Below are 19,756 nucleotides of genomic sequence, written 5' to 3'. Positions count from 1 at the left end.
GCTCTCGCACCTGGGAGCCTGGGGGAAGCTTCATCAAAGTGCTTCCTACGACTGCTTCAGGTCCAGCCACGCGGCCCCCAGCTCATCAGAGACGTCGCTGGCGATCAGACCGTAGCCACGCACTCTGGCGGCCCGTTCACCCGCGCGGGCGTGCAGCCGGACTCCGGCCACCCCGGCGTCGGCGGCGCTCAGACCCTGGCCCAGCAGCGCCGCCAGAACACCCGCCAGCGTGTCTCCCATCCCCGCCGAGGCCATGCCGGGATGGCCGCCGCGCGACACGCTCAGGGCGTGGGCTGAGGCGACGACGCTGGGACCACCCTTGAGAATCACCGTGCCGCCCAGCAATTCCTGCAAGCGCCGCGCCGCCGCCAGCGGATCGCGCGTGACCTCTGGAGTGCCCAGCCCCAGCAGCCGCGCCGCCTCGCCGGGGTGCGGGGTCCACAGACATTGCGGGTGGCCGTGACCTGCCAGTTCGGGATGCAGGGCGTCGGCGTCCAGCACGGTGGGGATGCCCCAGGCCAGCACCTCGCGGGCCACCTGCACGGCCTGCGGCCCCAGGCCCATGCCCAGCGCCACAGCATCGGGCAGGCCAGAGTCGCGCAGTTCGGGCAGGGCTTGATCCCAGTTCGTGTGTTGCCTGACCATCAGTTCAGGGGTAACCAGCGGCACATCGGCCAGCGAATGCACCGTGACCAGTCCCGCCCCGGCCCGCAGCGCACCCAGCCCGGCCAGCGCCGCCGCCCCCACCGTGCCGAGGTGGCCGCCCACGATCCAGACCCGCCCCGCCGTCCCCTTATGTGCGCCCGCCGTTCGCACGGGCAGCAGCGTGGCCACGTCCAGATCATCAGGGCGACTGCCAAGGGCTTCCTCACGCACCCAGTCGCGCGGCACCCGCAGCGGGGCCAGCGTGACCCGGCCTGAGCGCGTGGCTGCCTCGCCAAACAGCGAGGCCGTCTTGAATCCCATGAATGTCACCGTCATGTCGGCGCGCACGCTCAGGCCTGCCGCGTCCGCACAGGAGGCGTCCAGGCCACTGGGGAGATCGATGGACAAGACTGGCAAACCCGCGTCATGGGCAGCGTTCAGCGCTTCAATCAGCTCTGCCAGAGCCGGGCGCAACGGCGGCACAAATCCCGTTCCCAGCAGGCCGTCCACCAGCACCCCGGAGACTACGGAGGCGCGGCGCAGTGAGGCCGGATTCAGGGGCTGGACCTCGCCGCCCACGGCCCGCAGGCGTCGGCGGTTCAGACGGGTCAGGGGATGCTTACTGGGCTGGGCCAGCACACGCACCGTCCGGCCCAGCGCCAGCAGATGACGGGCGGCCACCAGGGCGTCTCCCCCATTGGCCCCGCCCCCGGCCAGAAGCAGCACCGGACCGTCTGGAAAGGAGGCTTGCAAGGCGTCGGCCACCGCTCGCCCGGCCTCCTCCATCGCCAGATCCAGCAGCCCGGCACGCTCCAGGCGGGCATCCACCCGCCGCGCGCCCTCTGGACTCAGGATAAATTCGCTCATGCCCGCTTATAGCGCACTCGCCCCGTCACTGTTCTAGAGATTCATCAGAAGACAGCGCCTGTGCCCATTGACATGGGGAAGTTCTCTACGTCACCGCACCGCGCAGGGCCAGGAACAGCACTAGGATCACCACAGCGATCAGCACCCAGCGCAGGCCCTTGAACAGCGGATTGCCCGCGAACTGCGCCTTGACCTCGGCGTCGGTGTCCTCCTTGGAGCGCTTCATGCCCAGCCGCTGGCCGCGCCGGATCGAGCGCACCGCCTCGGCCATCTTGCCCTGTCGGCGCAGCGCCACACCCAGGTTGTGCCAGCCGCCGTCGTAGTCAGGATTCAGGCGGATCACCTCACGGTATTTGACCTCGGCCCCGGCATAATCGCCGTTCTCGATATCCAGATTGCCCAGATTAGTCAGCGCGCGGTAATGCCCGGCGTCGGCCTCCAGCGCCTCCTCAAAGTGGGTTCTGGCCCCGGCGCTTTCCTCCTGCAAGGCCAGCAGCACGCCCTGAATGTTCAGCGCCTCGGCGCGGGTCAGCGGCTGGGCCAGCGCAGGGGCCAGCCCGGCGGCCAGCACCTGCGGGTCCGGCTCCTTGAGATGGGCACTCAGGGCGTCCAGCGCCGCACCCAGCGCGTCTGGATCGGCGGCACGGCGCAGCACGCTCAGCTCGGCGGCGTCGGCTTTCCCGGCCAGCGCCTCGCGGTAATCGGCCAGCGCCCGCCGCGCCGAGGGATAGCGCCGCGCCCGCACCGTTTCCTGAAAGCGGAAGACCGCCTCCAGCGCCTCCTGAATCTCGGGTTCTGCCTGTTTGATGCGCGAGACGGCCAACGCCCGCCGCCACTCCCCAGCGCGGATCACGTCACCCAGATCGGGCAGGGCGGCGGGATCGGCAGTGGGCTGAACAGGAGGTTTGCTGGCGGACTGGACGGGATCAGACATCTGTGCCGATGATAGGCCGGAAAGGACAGAGGGAGGGGTGTGGGCCTCGCATTCCGGCTGTACCGGGGCGGTCATTTCGCATCAAATCGGCGGCGAGATGCTGCTCCTTTCGGATTGGCACCGCACAAAAAGTGACATGCCGCCTTCACCGGACGACGCGCCCCGCCTCTTCCGTCAATCCAGAGAAGCCTCACCAGACCACATGCCCTGGCGTTTGAGGGCCGCCACCAGCCGGGGTTCACGGCCCTCCATGCCGCCGCCCACGGCAAAATAGGCCCCCATGAGTCTGGCCCAGTCGCCGGGCTGACCGTTTCTGGACGCGATGGGATTCATGACGTCCACAGCGTCGCGGATGTCCTCGTCGGTGCCCGCGTGGTAGGTGTCGGTATGGATCACCAGCGGGCGCGGCACGCGGGGACGGCGGGGCGTGTCCTCGGCGGACTGGCCGATGGTCAGCGCGGCGAAGGGCAGCACGCCGGGCGGCAGCTCCAGCAGATCGATAATGCCGTCCAGTCCGTTCATGACGCCGCCGATCCAGCAGCCCTGGTAGCCCAGCATCTCGGCGGCGGTCAGCAGGTTGGTTCCGGCCATGACCGCGTCCCCGATGCCGAAATGCACTGCGATGGCGGGCCAGTGCCCCGGCGTCTGCCCGGTCACCTCCAGCACCCGCGCCACCCGCCGCACGTCGGCGCAGACCACGAACGCTTCAGAAGCGGTGGCAATGTGCGCGTTGGTGGTCAGGGTGACCATCTGGGCGCGGACCTCCGGGCGGGTGAGGCGCACGAGGGAATACAGTTGCGCGGTGGCGTCGGTGGGCGCACGCTGGGCGGCGTGCAGGATGGCTTCCAGGTGGTCTGCGGGCAGCGGCAGCGGGGAGCCGTCGGGAGCGGTCACGTACTGGCGGACGGTGCGGTGGGCATCGTAGAACGCGGTGACTTCTGAGGCACTCTGGGTGGACAGGGTTGCGGGCATGGGGAGCAGCATAGCGGTCACGCGGGCGGCGAAGAAAAGCAATTCCTACAGCCCGCTGGTGCCCGGATCAGCTTCTTCTTTCCACTCTGCACTTCTCTGGAAATTGAAATGCTCCTCTTCCGTTGCCTGCATTGCCACGCCGATATCGGGTTGCTGTGGAAAATAACGCCCAGTGCAGTTCTCCGAATTACGTCACCGGAACGAGAGACTTCCTGTGACTTCATTCTGCGTCCTGATCGATAAAAGTGACTCGTTTCACTCGGTCATAACAATGGTCTTTTTATGACAACTACTTTAGCGCGCCGTTTCGCTGCTCCGGTCCTCAATGTTCTGGGCACGCACGCGGCGGTGGGCCACGAACCACAGGCACGCGGCGATCAGCACACCCGTCACCACGGTCACCCGCCAGTCCACGCCCTGCAAGGCCATACCCACCATCCCGCAGGCCAGCGCCACGCCCCACAGGATCACAGCGGTGCGGCGCGCGCTGGCGGTGCGGGCCAGCACGCGGTGGTGGATGTGGGTCTTGTCCGGGTGCCCCAGCGGATTGCGGATGCCGCGCGCCAGCCGCCCGATGACCACCTGAGTCGTGTCCAGCACCGGCAGCGCCAGCACGATCAGGGGAACGAGCAGACTGGCCCCCGCGCTAAATTTCAGCGTGCCCAGCAGGCTGACGGCGGCCAGCGTGTAGCCGAACAGGTAAGCCCCAGCGTCGCCCATGATGATCCGGCTGGGGTTGAAGTTGTGGCGCAGATATCCCAGCGCCGCGCCGGATAGACCCGCCAGCAGCACCACGGCGGCGGCCCGGTCTGGAAACTGCGCCGCCGTCGCCAGCAGCACCGTGCTGACCACGAAACCCACCCCGCCCACCACGCCGTCCACGCCGTCCATCAGGTTGACCGCGTTGGTCAGGCCCACGATCCACAGAATGGTCAGAAAGATGCTGAGTGGAGCGTTGATGACGTCCGGGACAAGCGGCAGAAAGGGAATGGCGTTGAAGTCGATCTTCAGGCCGTTGACGATCAGCAGCACGGCGGCCAGCACCTGCACCAGCAGCCGCGACAGCGGCGACAACCCGAACTGATCGTCAATAAAACCCACCAGCACCAGCAGCGACGCGCCCAGCAGAATCGCCAGCACCTGAATATTGACGATCTCTACCACGATGGGCCGCAGCGCCCAGGCCACGATCACACTGACGATAAAGCCCGCGAAAATCGCCAGTCCCCCGGCGTTGGGCAGCGGCTCGGTGTTCAGCCGCCGTGCGTTGGGTTGATCGGCCCAGCCGACCTGCACGGCAAATTCACGCAGGCGGGGAATGAACAGCCAGGTAAACAGCCAGGCGGTCAGAAAGGTGACGAGAACGCTGAAAAAACCCCGTCCGAACAGGTCAGCGATGCCCAGTTGCTGGGCGAAGGCAGAAAGTGAATCCATAAAGTGCCCCGAGTCTAAGGGTTTCGCCGTGCCAGGGGGTTAGCCGAAAGGTGGAGACGGCCTACTTGGTGCCGTAGATCCGGTCCCCTGCATCCCCCAGCCCCGGCACGATGTAGCCGTGGTCGTTCAGGTGCGAATCGACAGCGGCGGTCACGATCTCCACATCCGGGTGATCGCGCTCGATCACGGCAATGCCCTCGGGGGCCGACAGGATGCACATCAGCTTGATGCTCTGCGCCCCGGCTTCCTTGAGGCTGTCGATGGCGGCGCTGGCACTGCCGCCTGTGGCCAGCATCGGATCGGTCAGAAAGACCCGGCGCTCGGCGATGTCAGCGGGCAGTTTGTTGTAGTACGCCACGGGCTTGAGGGTCTGCGGATCGCGGTACATGCCCAGGTGGCCCACCTTGGCCGCCGGAACCAGCGCCACGATGGCGTCGGTCATGATCAGCCCGGCGCGCAGAATGGCCACCAGCGCCAGCTTCTTGCCGCTCAGCATCGGGAACTGACCCGTTTCCAGCGGTGTGGTCAGGGTCTGGGGGGCCAGTTCCAGATCGCGCATGGCCTCGTAGGCCAGCAACATGCTGATTTCGGCGGCTAGTTCGCGGAATTCCTTGACCCCGGTGCCGGTGTCGCGCATCAGCGAGAGCTTGTGTTGAATCAGGGGATGGGAGACGACGGTGACCATGTGGAAAGCATATCGCCTCGGCAGAGTGGAACTAGGCACAGCAGAGTGGGACTGGGCACAGGAACGGTCAGGATAAGATGCGCCGCGTGACCGTCCCCGCCTCTTCTCCAACTATTCCAGCTCTGGAAGCCCGCGAGGTTCGCCAGAGTTTTGGCGAGCTGACTGTGCTGCACGGCGTTTCCCTGCGTGTGCAGGCAGGGGAGGTGGTGGCCGTGACCGGGCCATCGGGCAGCGGCAAGAGTACGCTGCTGCACCTGCTGGGCGGGCTGGATGTGCCGGATTCCGGCGAGGTCTGGTGGGCCGGGGAAAGGGCCGACACCCTGGACACCCAGGCGCGGGCGCAGCGGCGGGCCGGGCGGGTGGGTCTGGTCTTCCAGCACCATTACCTGCTCGAAGACCTGAACGTGCTGGACAACGTGATGATTCCCTGCCGTCTGGCCGGGCAGGGCGACACGGCCCGCGCCCGCGCCCTGCTGGCCCGCGTCGGGCTGTCCGGGCGCGAAAAGAGTATGCCCGAGGTTCTCAGCGGCGGCGAGCGTCAGCGGGTTGCGGTGGCCCGCGCGCTGGCTTCTGGCCCAGCAGTGGTGCTGGCTGACGAGCCGACGGGCAGTCTGGACCGCGCCAACGCCACCACGGTGGCCGCCCTGCTGGTGGCCCTGGCCCGTGAGGAAGGTGCAGGCGTGCTGCTGGTCACCCACGACGAACGTCTGGCCGGGTACGCGGACCGGGCGCTGCACCTGCTGGACGGGCGTTTTACCGATCAGATTCCAGTTTACGGGTAGAGGGCAGAGCCTCAGATACGCGTTGGACGGCTCCTCTCTTTTCAGGACACAGAGAGAAAAAACATCGGACCATCCACGCCGCCGCTCCCGCCTCTGCCATAATTCCGCGCATGGCTCCAACATCCAGCATTCGTGACCTCAAAGACCATATCGGCCAGAGCGTGACCCTCCACGCGTGGCTGACCGACAAGAGCGGCAAGGGCAAACTGCAATTCCTGAAACTGCGCGACGGCAGCGGCTTCGTGCAGGCCACGGTGTTCAAGGGCGACGTGTCCGAAGACGTTTTCGAGACCGCCAAACGGCTGACCCAGGAACAGGCGGTGACCGTGACTGGAGAAGTCCGCGCCGATGAGCGTGCGCCAGGGGGCGTGGAACTGAGCGTGCGCGAGATCACGCCCATCTCCGAGAACCACGCCGAGTACGTCATCACCCCCAAGGAACACGGCATCGAGTTCCTGATGGATCACCGCCACCTGTGGCTGCGGCACCGCCGCCCCTGGGCCGTGATGCGGGTGCGCGACTGCGTGCAGCGCGCCATCGTGGACTTTTTCCACGGCGAGGGCTTCATCCGCTTCGATGCGCCGTTCTTCACGCCCAACGCCGCCGAGGACACCACCGAACTGTTCGAGATTGACCTGTTCGGCGAGGACAAGGCGTACCTGTCGCAGACCGGGCAGCTTCACGCAGAGGCTGGGGCGTTCGCCTTCGGCAAGGTCTATACCTCCGGCCCCACGTTCCGCGCCGAAAAGAGCAAGACGCGCCGCCATCTGCTGGAATTCTGGATGATCGAGCCGGAGGTGGCCCCCAGCAGCCACCGCGAGAACCTGGATTTGCAGGAGAGGATGCTCAGTTTCATCGTGCGCCGAGCGCTGGACGAGTGCGCACCGGAGCTGGAACTGCTGGGCCGCGACACCGCCAAACTGGCCGGAGCCGCCGAAGGCAACTATCCGCGCATCACCTACACCGAGGCGCTGGAGATTGTGAAGCAGCATATTGACGCCAAGGATTTACCGCCCAACGTGCAGGACGATGTGCAGCCCGTCGAATGGGGCGACGATCTGGGTGCGCCGCACGAGACGATCCTGGGCCACCACTTTGACCGCCCCGTGATCATCGAGAAGTACCCGGCGGCCATCAAGGCGTTCTACATGCAGCCAGACCCCGAAGACCCGCGCGTGGCCCTGTGCGACGACGTGATCGCCCCCGAGGGCTACGGCGAGATCATCGGCGGAAGCGAGCGCATCCACGACTATGCATGGCTGAAGTCGCGGATTGAGGAGCAGGGGCTGCCACTAGACGCCTTCGACTGGTATCTGGACCTGCGGCGGGTGGGCAGCGTGCCGCACGCGGGCTACGGCATGGGTCTGGAGCGCGTGATCGCCTGGATCTGCGGCCTGGACCACATCCGCGAGGCGATTCCGTTTCCCCGAATGCTGACGCGGATGCGGCCCTGAATCTTAAAAACTGAGCCGGAGCGCTGGAGAACACGCCCCGGATTGCGTAGGGGCCTCACGCCTTACCCGTTCAGCAATTTCACCACGCCCTCCAAGACCCGCACCTTGATCGCCGTGACCTGCCCGTGCAAGTCGCCGTCCAGGTGCAGAGGCGTGGCCGCGTTCCAGCGAATGACGGCTTCGCGCCCCTGCGCCGTGTGGACCTGGGGCTGGTCCAGATGGGTGCCGCTCAACACGCGCAGCATCAGCTTGACCAGTTGAAAACGGTTCATCGGACCGCCCGCCACCACGTCCAGCAGGCCATCGCGTGGGCTGGACCTCGGGCTGATCTGAAAGCCGCCGCCGTAGCGGGTGCCATTCATGACCGCCACGATGGGGCTGGGGCCGCTATAGAAGGGTTGCCCATCCAGCGTAATTTGCACTTCGGACAGGTGCAGCTCGCGGACCGTGGCGACGGCGGACCACGCGTAGCGCGCAAAACCCTGAAACTGCCTGGGCGCGCGGGCCATGTTGGCGGTCACGGCGGCGTCGAAACCCAGGCCCAGGCCGTTCAGCAACACATGCGTGCGGCCCGCGCCGTCGCCTTCCAGAATGCGGACCTCCAGCGCATCCACGTCGCGGGGCTGGAAGGTCAGGCGATCCAGCGCCTCGGCAAACTGTCCAGTCTTGAGGCCCAGCATCCCCGCGAAGTCGTTCCCTGTTCCCAGTGGCACCACGGCCAGCGGGCGGCCCGGCCTGCCTGGAACCGAGACCAGCGCGGGCAGCAGCGCCCCCACCGTGCCGTCCCCGCCCACCGCCAGCACGGCAATGCGCGGCGGTAGCGCCTGGATGCGGGCCAGAGCGTCCTCGCCGCTGTCTTCCAGAATCAGCTCGAAAGGCTGGCCGCGCCGCTTCAGCTCGGCTTCCAGACGCGGCCACTCGCGCGTGGCCAGCCCTCCGCCCGCGTTGGGATTGAGGACGACGGCCAGCGGGGGAACCGAGGATGGGGGGGCGCTCACGTCAGGCACATCATACGCGCTGGGAGCCTGGGTTCAGCTCCAGTCCGCAGGGCGCTCGCCCAGATCAAAGTGCCACGCGATGGCCCGCGCGATTCGCCCGGCAGCCTGCCCGTCGCCGTAGGGATTGCGGGCCTCGCGCATTCCCTTTAACGTCTCGGGGCTGTCCAGCAGGTCGTTCAATACCGCTTCAAGCTGCGCCGGGTCATTGCCCGCCAGTTTCAACACGCCCGCCTCCAGCCCCTCGGGGCGCTCGGTGACATTGCGGAGAACCGCCACCGGCACGCCCAGCGCCGCACCTTCCTCCTGCAAACCGCCGCTGTCGGTGGCGAGCAGCACGGAGGCGGCCATGAGGGGGGCCATGTCGCTGTAATCCAGCGGCGCGGTCAGCTCGAAGTTACTCACGCCTTCCAGCACCGGGCGCACGGCCTCCTGCACGGCGGGCGAGAGGTGGACCGGGTAGATGAAATGGTGATCCGGGTGTGCCTGGGCAACGCGGGCCAGCGCCTGCGCCATCTCGCGCATCATGGGCTGGTTCTCACGGCGGTGCATGGTCACGGTCACCAGCGGCTGCCCCGCATCCACGCGGGCCTGCCATTCGGGGCGCAGCGGCACGCGCCCGGCCACCTCGCGCACGGCGTCCACGGCGGTCTGCCCGGTCACGAAGATGCCCACTTCGGGCTTGCCCTCACGGGTCAGGTTGGCCTTGCTGCCGGAAGTGGGCGAGAAGTCCAGCGCACTCAGCACGCCGGTCAGGCGGCGGTTGGCCTCCTCCGGGAAAGGTTCCTGCAAGTCGCCGCTTCGCAGGCCCGCCTCGACATGGCCCACCGGAATGCCCTCGTAGAAGGCGGACAGGGCCACGCAGAACGACGTGGAGGTATCGCCGTGGACCAGCACCAGATCGGCCTCCATCTCGCGCAGCACGCGCCCGGCCTGCGGCACGATGCGGGCGGTCAGGTCCGCGAGGGTCTGGCGCTCGGTCATCACGTTCAGGTCACGGTCCGGGGTCAGGCCAAACACATTCAGCGCGCCGTCGAGCATCTCGCGCTGCTGCCCGGTAGACAGGATCAGGGGCTGTAAACCGGGCTGGGCGGCCAGCGCCGCGTAAACGGGGGCCATCTTGGTGGCTTCCGGGCGGGTGCCGAAGGCAAGGACAATGCGTTTATCGGTCATGGGAGTTCCTTGTGAGAGACATCGGCACGCAGACCGAATTGGGAATATTCGTGCGGCCTGAAACCGATTGGATTGGGCGGTCCTGCACGCCAGAAAAACGGCGCGACTATGGGGGCCAGATTACAGGACATTCAGCACATACAGCCGGTGCCTGCCCTTCAGACCACCGAAACGGGAGGTAAAGCCCTGCTCGTATTCCACACCCAGGCCACAGGCGGCAAACATCCCCAGCCATTCCAGGCGCGAGCGTTCGGCGTGCGGGTGGCCGAATTCCAGATTGATCAGGGCGTCGGTCACGCGGTTCAGACGGCCCGGTGGGGACTCGCCATCGCCGTCCTCCAGCACCAGAACATGCCGTGACACCCGCGCCGCTTCCCGCAGCACCGCCACCGGATCAGGGCAGTGGTGTAACACGAAGGCCAGCAGCACGGAGTCAAATGAGTCAGCCGCGAAGGAAAGGCGAGTACCGTCATACAGCACGCGCGGCACGCCAGATTCACGGCCCAGCCGCGCGGCGATGGGCTGCGCCACCAGCCGCTGCCCCAGCGCTCCGATGTGCGGCGGGACATCGGCCATCGTCACAGCCCAACCCCTCTGAGCCAGCAGCGCCGCCGTGTGGCCCGTGCCCGCACCCAGGTCCAGCACGCATCCAGATGGCAGGTGGGGACAAATCTGGTCCAGCACAAACTGCGCCCGACGCCAGCCCAGCGGGGCATAGACGGCAGAGATCATGCGCGGCCAGAGGCTCACACGCCGCGTCGCTTGATCCCCTTCATCGGCGCGTGGGTCCAGGGATCGTCCGGCCAGGGGTGCCGGGGGTAGCGGCCCCGCAGGTCCTTGCGAACCTCGAAATACGACGAATTCCAGAAACTCCGCAGATCCTGCGTGACCTGCACGGGCCGTCCGGCGGGCGACAGCAGATGCAGCAGCACCGGGGTGCGGCCCCCGTTGACGGCGGGCGTATCGGCCAGCCCGAACAGTTCCTGCAATTTGACGGCCAGGATGGGCGGTGATCCGTCTGAGCGGTACTCCAGGCGAATGCGGCTGCCGGTGGGCACGCTCAGGTGCGTGGGCGCGAGATCTTCGAGTTGCTGCGGCAGAGGCCAGGGCAGCAATGCCTGAAGTGCAGGCAGGAGGTTGATTCGTCCCAGGTCTTCACGCGTGCGGGCCGTGCCCAGATGCGGGCCGAGCCAGTCCTCCAGCGTGTCCAGCAGCGCGGCGTCGGAGAGGTTGGGCCAGTCGCCTTCCGGGTGCCAGTGGCGCAACGATTCCACGCGGGCGCGCAGGCCCGCAGCCTCGCGGGAAAAGGTCAGCAGGTGCAGCCCCTCGGCGCGGATGGCCCCGCTGAGGGCCTCTGTCCGCAGCCCGGCAGGCAATTCCTTCAGGGGGCGGGTTTCAAGGACCAGCGCTCCCACGCGGCGTTCATTCTGGGCGAGCAGGGTTCCCGTGCGGCTATCCCAGCGGACGCTTTCCGTCCACGCGGCGCGGGATTCCAGGGCAGACAGCGCAAGGGGAGCCGCCAGATAGATGCGGCCCTCAGCGTTGTTGGGATTCAGGGCGCGGGCGTCCAGGTGGGCCACAGCCAGCGCCTCTGCTCCGGCCAGAGCGTCCCCCTCCGGCAGCGCCACGCCCTGACCGCCCGCCAGCAAAAAGCGGCCCCGCAGACCGCCGGGCAGGACCTCGCGTGGCAGGGCCAGGCGTTCGGGATAGGCCAGGGCAATCAGTTCGCCCAGATCGTAGGGATCGGGTTCGGCGTTGTCGGGGCGCACGTCTAACAGCCCACGCCACTGCTTCGCCAGCCGCTCGATGCGCTCCAGCACGGCGGCGTCTCCCCTGCCGCCACGCCCAGCCCGCCACAATCGCAGCGCTTCCACACGTTCGGTCAGGTCCGCACCGGAGCCGGGGGGCAGCGGATCGCGTTCCTCCAGCAGCGCGGCCAGATCGGCGGCCAGCGGTCCCAGGCCAGCCTCTGCCCCGCCCGTCAGCAGATGCGCGAGGCGCGGGTGGGTGGGAAACTCCAGCAGCCGCTGGCCTTCCGGGGTCACGCGCCCCGTATCGTCCAGGGCATTCAGGCCGCGCAGCAACGTGCGGGCGGTTTCCACGCGGGGAGCAGGCGGCGCGTCCAGCCACGCCAGATCGGCTGGGTCTGGCGCACCCCAGGCGGCCAGCTCCAGCACCAGCGGCGCGAGGTCTGCCTCCAGCACTTCCGGGGGGCGGGCGGGGGGCAGCAGTGGCTGGGTACGCTCCGGCCGAAGACGGTGGGCCACGCCCGGCGCGGTGCGGCCCGCACGTCCAGCCCGCTGGGTGGCGCTGTCCTGGGATACGCGGCCCGTGACCATGCGGGTCAGGCCCGTGGCGGGGTCAAACGCCTGGGTGCGGCTCTGCCCGCCGTCCACCACCACGCGCACGCCGTCGATGGTCAGTGAGGTCTCGGCAATGCTGGTGGCCAGCACCACCTTGCGCCGCCCATCAGGATCGGGGAGGAGGGCGCGGCGCTGTTCCTTGACGCTCAGATCGCCGTAGAGGGGCAGCACCAGCGCCCCCGTATCGGCCAGTTGCGCGGCAGCCCCGCGAATCTCGCGCACGCCGGGGAGGAAGGCCAGGATGTCGCCCTCGTCCTCGGCCAGAGCCTGCCGCACCTTGCGGGCCACGGCGTCTTCCACACGGCCCACCGGGTCTGTCGGCAGGTAACGGACCTCCACCGGGTACGCGCGGCCCACGCTTTCCACCAGCGGCGCACCCAGGCGGGCAGGAAGGTCCGGGTCCAGGGTGGCACTCATGACCAGCACGCGCAGATCGTCGCGCAACGCCCCCTGAACCTCGCGCAGCAGGGCCAGGGCCAGATCGGCGTTCAGGCTGCGTTCGTGGAACTCGTCCAGAATGACCAGCCCCACCCCGGCCAGTTCCGGGTCACGCTGGAGGCGGCGGGTCAGGATGCCCTCGGTGACGACTTCCAGGCGGGTCTGCTTGGACACGCGGGACTCGAAGCGCACGCGGTAGCCCACGGTTTCGCCCACCCCCTGGCCCAGGCCCTCGGCCAGCCTTGAGGCCACCGCCCGCGCCGCCACCCGCCGGGGCTGGAGCATGATCACCGATTGTCCGGCCAGCCAGGGTTCGTTCAGCAGTTCCAGCGGCAGCGCCGTACTCTTGCCCGCGCCGGGCGGGGCCTGGACCACCACCAGCGGGTGCGCCTCCAGGGCCGCGCGCACCGCCGGGATGACCTCGGCAATGGGCAGGGTGGGCGGCTGGGGGGGCATGGGCAGAAGTGTAGTGGGTGGCGCTGGGCTGTGGATGACAGTTCAGACGAATTCCGCAGCTTCAGCCTTCCCGCCGCCCCGCCCGCTTCCGCACCTGCCCCGGCGTCAGCGGGCCGCCGTGACCGGGCAGCACGGCGCGAAGGTCCATCTCGGCCATGCGTTGCAGGGTTTGCTGGGCCTGGGCGTGATCGGCGTTGTAGGCGGCTTTGGGCAGGTGGGCACCGTCCTTCGCGCCGATCACCGCGTCGGCGGCCACCAGCACGCCGTCCATCAGCACGCCGATCTGGCCGGGGGTGTGGCCAGGCAGGGACACGACTTCCCAGCCCAGCACCGTTTCGCCGGGGTGGACCGCTTGCAGGGCGTCGGCGGAGACTTTGGGATGCACCCGAGACACCATTCGTCCAATCTCCGGGCGGCCCGCCGGATACGGCAGATCATGAATCTCGCCAATCAGATGAGGATGCTCCAGTGGGTGCGCCAGCAGCGGAATGCCGCGCCGGGCGGCCCTGTACGCACCGCCAGAATGGTCCACATGCGCGTGGGTCAGCAGCACGGCGTCGGGGGCAAAATCGCGCAGAATCCGGTCAAGACGGGCGGCGTAGGGCCATGCCCCGGCGTCCACCAGCAGGCGGCCCGCCGGACTGCTCAGCAGATAAACATTGGCGTACAGGGTATGGATACGGACATCTGGGGCGAGAACGGTCACTGGCGCGATCATTTCACGTCACCGGGCCTCAGAGGCCACCGGTTGTTTAATACCGCTGGGCGTTACGCTGTAAGCCACATGAATAAAATTTCCTGGCTGGCCGTGCCCACCGAAGAGGGCGCGCATGAGGGCGTCCGCAAACTGTGGAGCAAGGCGGAGGCGAATCTGGGCTTCGTTCCCAACGTCTTCCGGGCGCAGGCGCTGAACGGCGAGCAGTTCCTGGCGTGGTGGAACTACTTCAATCTGCTGGTCAACAAGCCGGGGCATCTGAGCAACATCGAGCGCGAGATGATGGCCGTGGTCGTCAGCGGCCTCAACCGCTGCGTGTACTGCGCGGTCTCGCACGGCGCGGCGCTGCGCGAATACGGCATGGAGGCGCAGAAGGCGGACACGGTGGCCGTCAACTGGCGGCACGCCGACCTGGTTGCGCGTGAGGCCGCCCTGTGCGCCTTCGCTGAGAAACTGACCCTGCACCCCGCCGAGATGATGGAATCGGACCTGAACCCTCTGCGCGGTGTGGGTTTAGACGACGCCCAGATTCTGGAAGCCGTGCAGGTGATCGGCATGTTCAACATGACCAACCGGGTCAGCAGCGCGCTGGGCTTCATTCCGAATGCGGAATATCACTCGAAAGGCCGGTAAAGCCACAAAAATCTGACCACTGAACATCCACGAACAAGCGCGGGGTCTCAGCGGTCAGATTTCCAGGTGAGCAGGGCTACTCGCCGCTGCGGGTGAACCCGGTGGCCTGCCAGCCGCAGCCGGAACGCACCAGTTTGATGGTGCCGCCATAGGTGCCGCTGACCTTCTCACCGTTGCTGTTCTGCGTGGCGGTGATGGTCACCTTGCCGCCCGCACTGCCCACGTTGCCATTGATGCCCACGCTGGTGACTTCCACCTTGTAGGACACGCCCGAGTAGGCCGCGCCGTAGGCACCTGCCGCCGCACCCAGCCCCTCGTCCGCCGCCGAGCGGGCCGCGCCGCGCGCACTGGCGATGTCCTGCTCGGGGGTCAGCTTGCACTCGGCGGGGGCGCTGCCAGCGTACTGGGTGGTCTCGCCTTCCTCGAACTTCAGGGGGGCGGGAATCTGGCCCTGGAGATTGACGACATTGATGCGGTAGTTGATGCCCACTGACAGACGCGGCCCGATGATGGGTTGTAGCGCCGTGCTGATGCGCTGCGCGCCCACTTCCACGTAGCCTTCTACCGGCAGCAGGGCGATGCCGTAGCGCAGGCCCAGGCCGCCCTGAATGGCGGTATTACTCCCCTGGATCTCCGCACCGATCAGGGCGTAGGTGGTCACGTTGCCGAAGGTGAACAGATCGCCCGTCACCAGTCCGCCGAAGGACCCGGTGCCCGACTTGCCCGCCACATTGCTGGTGCAGTAGGCCCCCTGGCCGTACAGGCCGAAACGGCCCTCCTGAAAGCCCACGCGCCCGCCCACGATCTGACAACCCAGGCCCGCGCTGCTGTTCAGGCCCAGCCGCACGTCCGCCGCCCCTGCCGTGCCCAGGGTGGCCAGTCCCGCCGTCGCCAGACCCAGGGCCAGCATCATCTTCACTTTTGCAATCATGAAGACTGTTTTAACACAGCCTCTGGACATGGCGCGTGAGTGAATAGGATTTTCCCTCTCAGGGCGCAGCTTCCTGGCTTTAGAAAAAGCGGCTCACGTCGCGCACCACCACGAAGGTCATCAGCAGGATCACGAAGGCGAAGCCCGCCACGTTGATGGCCTGTTCCTGCGAGAAGCTCAGCGGGCGGCGGCGCACCACACCCACCAGCACCAGCAGGATGCGCCCGCCGTCCAGCCCCGGAATCGGGATCAGGTTGAAAAAGGCCAGCGACAGATTGAGCAGGGTGGCGATCTGAACCAGCGCCCAGGGGCCGACGGTGGCGGCGCGGCTGACGATCTCGGTAGTGCCGATGGGGCCAGTCACGTTCTCATCCTGCGAGAAATTCAGGGTCAGGAAACGTCCGAACAGGTTGCCGAAGGCTTTGAGGACCTGCGGAACAGCCTCCACCGTGGTGGTCAGCGAGGTCTGGAAGGCCGTCCCCACACCCGCTGACACGATGTCCGGGCCGTAGCCGATGCCCAGCAGTTGCCGTTTACCGTCCACGGTGGGCGTCCAGTCGAAGGTGACATTCCGGGCTTCTCCGGCCCGCTCCAGCGTGAAGGTGTGCGGCCCCGGCGTGCCCAGCACGTTGCGCAGGTTTTCCCAACCGGTCACAGTCTTTCCGTCCACCTGCACGGTGTCGGGGATGTCCTGCCCGTCAATCGCGGTAATCACGTCCCCGGTCTGGAGGCCTAGCGTCTGCGCGCGGGAATCCGGCTGCACGGACTCGATACGCGCCCGGTCGGGAGCCGGAATGCCCTGCGAGGAAAAGGTCAGCGTCATCAGGCCGATGGCGAGCAGCAGGTTCATCAGTGGCCCGGCGAACAGCACGGCGATCTTGCCCAGAGCGGGCAGCGCCGCGAAGCCCTTGCTGGCCTGACGGTAACTGACCTCGCCCTCGTTGCCCCGGACCTCCTCGGGGGCCATGCCGTCGATTTCCACGTAGCCGCCGATGGGCAGCAGCGAGAGCCGCCACTCGGTGCCGCGCCACAGCCGCCGGAACACGATGGGTCCCATGCCGATGGAAAACGAATTGACCCGCACGCCCTGCCAGCGGGCCAGCGCGTAGTGCGCCAGCTCGTGCAGAAAGGTGGCAATGCTGATAATCAAGAGCGTCCAGATCAGGCCCAGCGGGGTCAGCGCGGCAGAGATGCTTTGAATAAAGCTCATGCCCTCACCCCCACCAGTTCCCAGGCCCGCACGCGCGCCCAGGCATCGGTTTGCGCCAGCGAGTCCCAGCCCAGGGTTCCAGCGGGGGTTTCGTCCAGCACACGCTCCAGCAATCTGGGAATGCCCGTAAAGGTCAGTTGCCCGGCCAGGAAGGCTTCCACGGCCACCTCGTCTGCCGCGTTCAGGGCGACAGGCTGCAACCCGCCCACCTCGCCCGCGCGGTAGGCCAGACCCAGGCAGGGGAAGCGGTCAAAATCCGGCTCGCGGAATTCCCAGGTGCCGCGCATGGGCCAGCCGAGATGCCCGGCCACTTCCGGCCCCCGCCGCGCGCCGCGCACGTCGCCGGGGCGCTGCATTCCGCCAGGCGCGGCGTCGATGGCGTAGGCAATCGGCAAACGCATGTCGGTGGGGCCGAACTGCGCCTTGAGGCTGCCGTCGCGGAAGCGCACCGCCGCGTGGATCAGGCTCTGCGGGTGGACCACCACGCCCACCTGCGACAGCGGCAGGCCATACAGACTGGCGCACTCCATGACCTCCAGCCCCTTATTCATCAGCGTGGCGCTGTCGATGGTCACCTTCGGCCCCATGCTCCACGAGGGATGCTTCAGGGCCTGCGCGGGCGTCACGCCGCCCAGATCGGCGGGGCCGTCGCGGAAGGGGCCACCGGAGGCGGTCAGGATCACTTCCGCCACGTCCGCCATGTTCTCGCCGGTCAGGCACTGGAAGACGCCCGTGTGTTCGGAATCCACCGGGACCACGCGCCCGCCGCCCGCTGCCGCCGCCTCCCAGATCAGGCCCGCCGCCGTGACCATCGCCTCCTTGGTCGCCAGCGCCACCGCCTGTCCGGCCTGGAGCGCGGCGCGGGTGGGGGCCAGTCCGATCAGGCCGCTCATGGCGTTGACCACCACGTCGGTGTTCAGGGCGGCCACCTCGCTGACATCGGCTGTCAGATGTACGTCGGGCAGCAGTTTTTTTGCCTCGCCGTAGACGGCTGGATCAACGCTGACCAGTGTTGGACGAAACTCTTTCACCTGTTTAGCCAGCAGTTCCAGGTTGCGTCCTGCCGCCAGCGCCGTCACCGTGTAGCCACGCTCGCGCGCCACATCCAGCGCCTGCGTGCCGATGCTGCCCGTGCTGCCCAAAACCGTCAGTTCCATGCCCGTCCGCTCATTGCTCCCAGCATGAGGCATACGGGGTGGGCAGAGTGTGGGGAGTGGAACGGGCGAGAGGGAAAGTGTTGGCGACTTGTCGAAAGTGAGGCTCGCCCGGTGGCCCCCTCACCCTTCCGCCGCCACGCGGCTCCCTCCCTCTCCCACAAGTGGAGAGGGGATAAAAGCTGTTTCACATAGCTATTTCGCTATTTCAGTTTCTGGCCTTGCTTGCCAGCGCCTCCATCAATTCCAGCGCGTAGCGCACCCCGGTTTCAAAGTCGCGGCGCAACACGTTTTCGTTGGGGGCGTGGACGCGGCCTGCCACGTTGCCGATGCCCAGCGCCACCACAGGCGCACCGACATGTTGCATGAAAGGGTACATCGGGCCGCTGCCGCCGCTGCTGGGGTGCAGGATGGCGTCCTGGCCGTAGACCTCGCGGGCCACGCGCACAGCAGTCTGCACAAAGGGATTACTAAGGTCACTGCGGGCCGGGTGCTGGTGGCTTTCCAGCTCCACGATTTCTACATCCTGCAAGTTCTGGGCGTCCAGATGGACACGCAGCAGTTCCACGATCTTATCGGGGTGCTGGTCCGGCACCAGACGGAAGTCGATCTTGACAAAGCCCTCGGCGGGCAGCACGGTCTTGCTGCCGCCGTCGCCGTAGCCGCCGTGAAAGCCGTTAACGTTCAGCACGGGCATCAGATTGGTACGGGCGTTGAACTCTTCCGGCTCTCCCAGGCGGCGCGTGACCTCGTAGGCGTCGTACAGAGACTCGCCCTGGCCGGGAATGCTGGCGATGGCGGCGCGGTCCGCCTCGGAGGTTTCGCGCACATCGTCGTGGAAACCGGGAATGGTCACGCGCCCGGTCTCGTCGCGCAGGCTGGCCACGGCCTTCGCCAGCCGCCACAGCGGGTTGTCCACCACCGCCCCGGTGCTGCTGTGCAGGTCACTGGCCGCCACCCGGCAGCGCAGTTCCAGGCACACGATCCCCTTGAGGCCCGCGTACAGGATGGGCCGCCCCTCGGGGGTCACGCTGCCGAATTCCCACCACACGCCGTCAGCCTTCAATTCGGCGGCGTGGTCTTGCACGAAGGCTTCCAGGCTGGGGCTGCCCACCTCTTCCTCGCCCTCCAGCAGCCACTTGACCTTGAGGGGAATCTGGCCGCCGTGCCGTTCCCGCAGCGCCCGCAGCCCCGCCAGCCGGGAGGTGAACTCGCCCTTGTCGTCGGATGCGCCGCGCCCGTACAGGCGTCCGTCGCGCTCGGTCAACTCGAAGGGCAGCGTGTCCCACAGATTCAGCGGGTCTTCGGGCTGCACGTCATAGTGGTTGTAGATCAGCAGGGTGAACGGGCCGTCCCCGGCCTCGGCCACCAGCACCGGGGCCACCTGACCGGGGTAGCGGGCCACGCTGAAGCCCTCCGCCTCCAGCAGGGCGGTCACGGCGTCCGCCGTCTCGGGCAACATGCGGCCCTGCGCGGAGACGCTCTGCATTGCCACCAGATCACGCAGGTCAGACAGGCCGCGTTCGATGTGGGCGCTCAGATCAGTTGGAGTCATGTCCTACAGGGTAAGGGTTAGAGCGTGTTTATAAAGGTTCGACGGATGGGTCGAGGCGACGGAGCATCAGGCGAATGTTGGCGAGATAGCACCAGGAAGCGGAAGTATGGCAGCGGCCTTCATAGTCCCGGCTCAGCCGACGTGAGCGCGTCAACCACGCCAATGAGCGTTCCACCACCCAGCGACGGGGCAGCACCTGAAACCCTGTGGCCCTGTCACTGCGTTTGATGATTTCCAATGTCCAGCCCAGTGTTTCCAGCGTCCAGGTGACCAGCTTGCCCAGATAACCACCATCGGCCCAGACATGACGGAGGCGCACAAAGCGCCTCCGTGCGTACCACAGCGTCATTTTTCCGCCAT

The 19,756-nt window shown here is 67.2% G+C and carries 18 protein-coding genes; 3 read left to right on the top strand and 15 right to left on the bottom strand.

From position 1 onward, the window contains the following. Positions 1–45: 45 nt before the first annotated feature. The 5 genes from Q319_RS0105500 to upp all read right to left on the bottom strand — a co-directional run bounded on the left by Q319_RS0105500 (position 46) and on the right by upp (position 5,537). Positions 46–1,512, bottom strand: coding sequence for a bifunctional ADP-dependent NAD(P)H-hydrate dehydratase/NAD(P)H-hydrate epimerase (locus tag Q319_RS0105500; RefSeq protein ID WP_029481056.1), 1,467 nt, complete (start codon positions 1,510–1,512; stop codon positions 46–48). A gap of 85 nt (positions 1,513–1,597) precedes the next feature. Then, on the bottom strand, positions 1,598–2,446 hold the full coding sequence (locus Q319_RS0105495; RefSeq protein WP_029481055.1) for a tetratricopeptide repeat protein: 849 nt from the start codon (positions 2,444–2,446) through the stop codon (positions 1,598–1,600). Between the two features lie 174 nt (positions 2,447–2,620). After that, a complete protein-coding gene (locus tag Q319_RS0105490) occupies positions 2,621–3,418 on the bottom strand; it encodes a nitroreductase family protein (RefSeq protein ID WP_029481054.1) in 798 nt (265 codons plus the stop codon). A 294-nt stretch (positions 3,419–3,712) separates the two neighbouring features. Next, positions 3,713–4,852, bottom strand: a complete 1,140-nt coding sequence (locus Q319_RS0105480; protein ID WP_029481053.1) for an MraY family glycosyltransferase — start codon at positions 4,850–4,852, stop codon at positions 3,713–3,715. Between the two features lie 61 nt (positions 4,853–4,913). Continuing rightward, positions 4,914–5,537, bottom strand: a complete 624-nt coding sequence (gene upp / locus Q319_RS0105475; protein ID WP_029481052.1) for a uracil phosphoribosyltransferase — start codon at positions 5,535–5,537, stop codon at positions 4,914–4,916. A gap of 77 nt (positions 5,538–5,614) precedes the next feature. Here upp and Q319_RS0105470 point away from each other — a divergent pair, with 77 nt between their 5' ends. Continuing rightward, the gene (locus tag Q319_RS0105470; RefSeq protein ID WP_029481051.1) at positions 5,615–6,319 is read left to right on the top strand and encodes an ABC transporter ATP-binding protein; all 705 of its coding nucleotides are present in this window, start codon (positions 5,615–5,617) and stop codon (positions 6,317–6,319) included. A gap of 110 nt (positions 6,320–6,429) precedes the next feature. Then, a complete protein-coding gene (gene asnS / locus Q319_RS0105465; protein ID WP_029481050.1) occupies positions 6,430–7,773 on the top strand; it encodes an asparagine--tRNA ligase in 1,344 nt (447 codons plus the stop codon). 62 nt (positions 7,774–7,835) lie between these two features. Here asnS and Q319_RS0105460 read toward each other — a convergent pair whose 3' ends face one another. The 5 genes from Q319_RS0105460 to Q319_RS0105440 all read right to left on the bottom strand — a co-directional run bounded on the left by Q319_RS0105460 (position 7,836) and on the right by Q319_RS0105440 (position 13,904). After that, entirely contained in the window at positions 7,836–8,771 is a 936-nt protein-coding gene (locus Q319_RS0105460; protein ID WP_029481049.1) for a diacylglycerol/lipid kinase family protein, read from the bottom strand. 33 nt (positions 8,772–8,804) lie between these two features. After that, positions 8,805–9,941, bottom strand: coding sequence for a non-hydrolyzing UDP-N-acetylglucosamine 2-epimerase (gene wecB, locus Q319_RS0105455; RefSeq protein WP_029481048.1), 1,137 nt, complete (start codon positions 9,939–9,941; stop codon positions 8,805–8,807). Positions 9,942–10,061: 120 nt separating this feature from the next. Next, positions 10,062–10,673, bottom strand: a complete 612-nt coding sequence (locus Q319_RS0105450) for a class I SAM-dependent methyltransferase (RefSeq protein WP_029481046.1) — start codon at positions 10,671–10,673, stop codon at positions 10,062–10,064. 14 nt (positions 10,674–10,687) lie between these two features. After that, complete coding sequence (gene hrpB, locus Q319_RS0105445; RefSeq protein ID WP_029481045.1) at positions 10,688–13,198, bottom strand: ATP-dependent helicase HrpB; 2,511 nt, start codon at positions 13,196–13,198, stop codon at positions 10,688–10,690. Between the two features lie 61 nt (positions 13,199–13,259). Further along, positions 13,260–13,904, bottom strand: coding sequence for an MBL fold metallo-hydrolase (locus Q319_RS0105440; RefSeq protein ID WP_342667882.1), 645 nt, complete (start codon positions 13,902–13,904; stop codon positions 13,260–13,262). A gap of 78 nt (positions 13,905–13,982) precedes the next feature. Here Q319_RS0105440 and Q319_RS0105435 point away from each other — a divergent pair, with 78 nt between their 5' ends. Further along, positions 13,983–14,546: a peroxidase-related enzyme gene (locus Q319_RS0105435; RefSeq protein ID WP_029481043.1), complete on the top strand. Its 564-nt coding sequence runs from the start codon at positions 13,983–13,985 to the stop codon at positions 14,544–14,546. A gap of 76 nt (positions 14,547–14,622) precedes the next feature. On the opposite strand, the gene Q319_RS0105430 is transcribed toward Q319_RS0105435, so the two are convergent. From Q319_RS0105430 to Q319_RS0105410, 5 genes are all read right to left on the bottom strand, one after another. Continuing rightward, positions 14,623–15,477, bottom strand: coding sequence for a hypothetical protein (locus Q319_RS0105430; RefSeq protein WP_051655134.1), 855 nt, complete (start codon positions 15,475–15,477; stop codon positions 14,623–14,625). Positions 15,478–15,556: 79 nt separating this feature from the next. Continuing rightward, a complete protein-coding gene (locus tag Q319_RS0105425) occupies positions 15,557–16,687 on the bottom strand; it encodes a M50 family metallopeptidase (protein ID WP_029481041.1) in 1,131 nt (376 codons plus the stop codon). Further along, on the bottom strand, positions 16,684–17,844 hold the full coding sequence (gene dxr / locus Q319_RS0105420; RefSeq protein ID WP_029481040.1) for a 1-deoxy-D-xylulose-5-phosphate reductoisomerase: 1,161 nt from the start codon (positions 17,842–17,844) through the stop codon (positions 16,684–16,686). The genes Q319_RS0105425 and dxr overlap by 4 nt, the downstream gene beginning before the upstream one ends. A 205-nt stretch (positions 17,845–18,049) precedes the next feature. After that, positions 18,050–19,396 (bottom strand): M20/M25/M40 family metallo-hydrolase, encoded by a 1,347-nt coding sequence (locus tag Q319_RS0105415; RefSeq protein ID WP_029481038.1) that lies wholly within the window; start codon positions 19,394–19,396, stop codon positions 18,050–18,052. 28 nt (positions 19,397–19,424) lie between these two features. Then, positions 19,425–19,756, bottom strand: a 332-nt coding sequence (locus tag Q319_RS0105410; protein WP_029481036.1) for an IS5/IS1182 family transposase, incomplete at its 5' end; no start/stop codon positions are given.

The organism is Deinococcus marmoris DSM 12784 (genome assembly GCF_000701405.1).
GTDB lineage: Bacteria > Deinococcota > Deinococci > Deinococcales > Deinococcaceae > Deinococcus > Deinococcus marmoris.
Note: the sequence above shows the minus strand (reverse complement) of the source record. Positions and strands in the feature narration are given on the sequence as shown.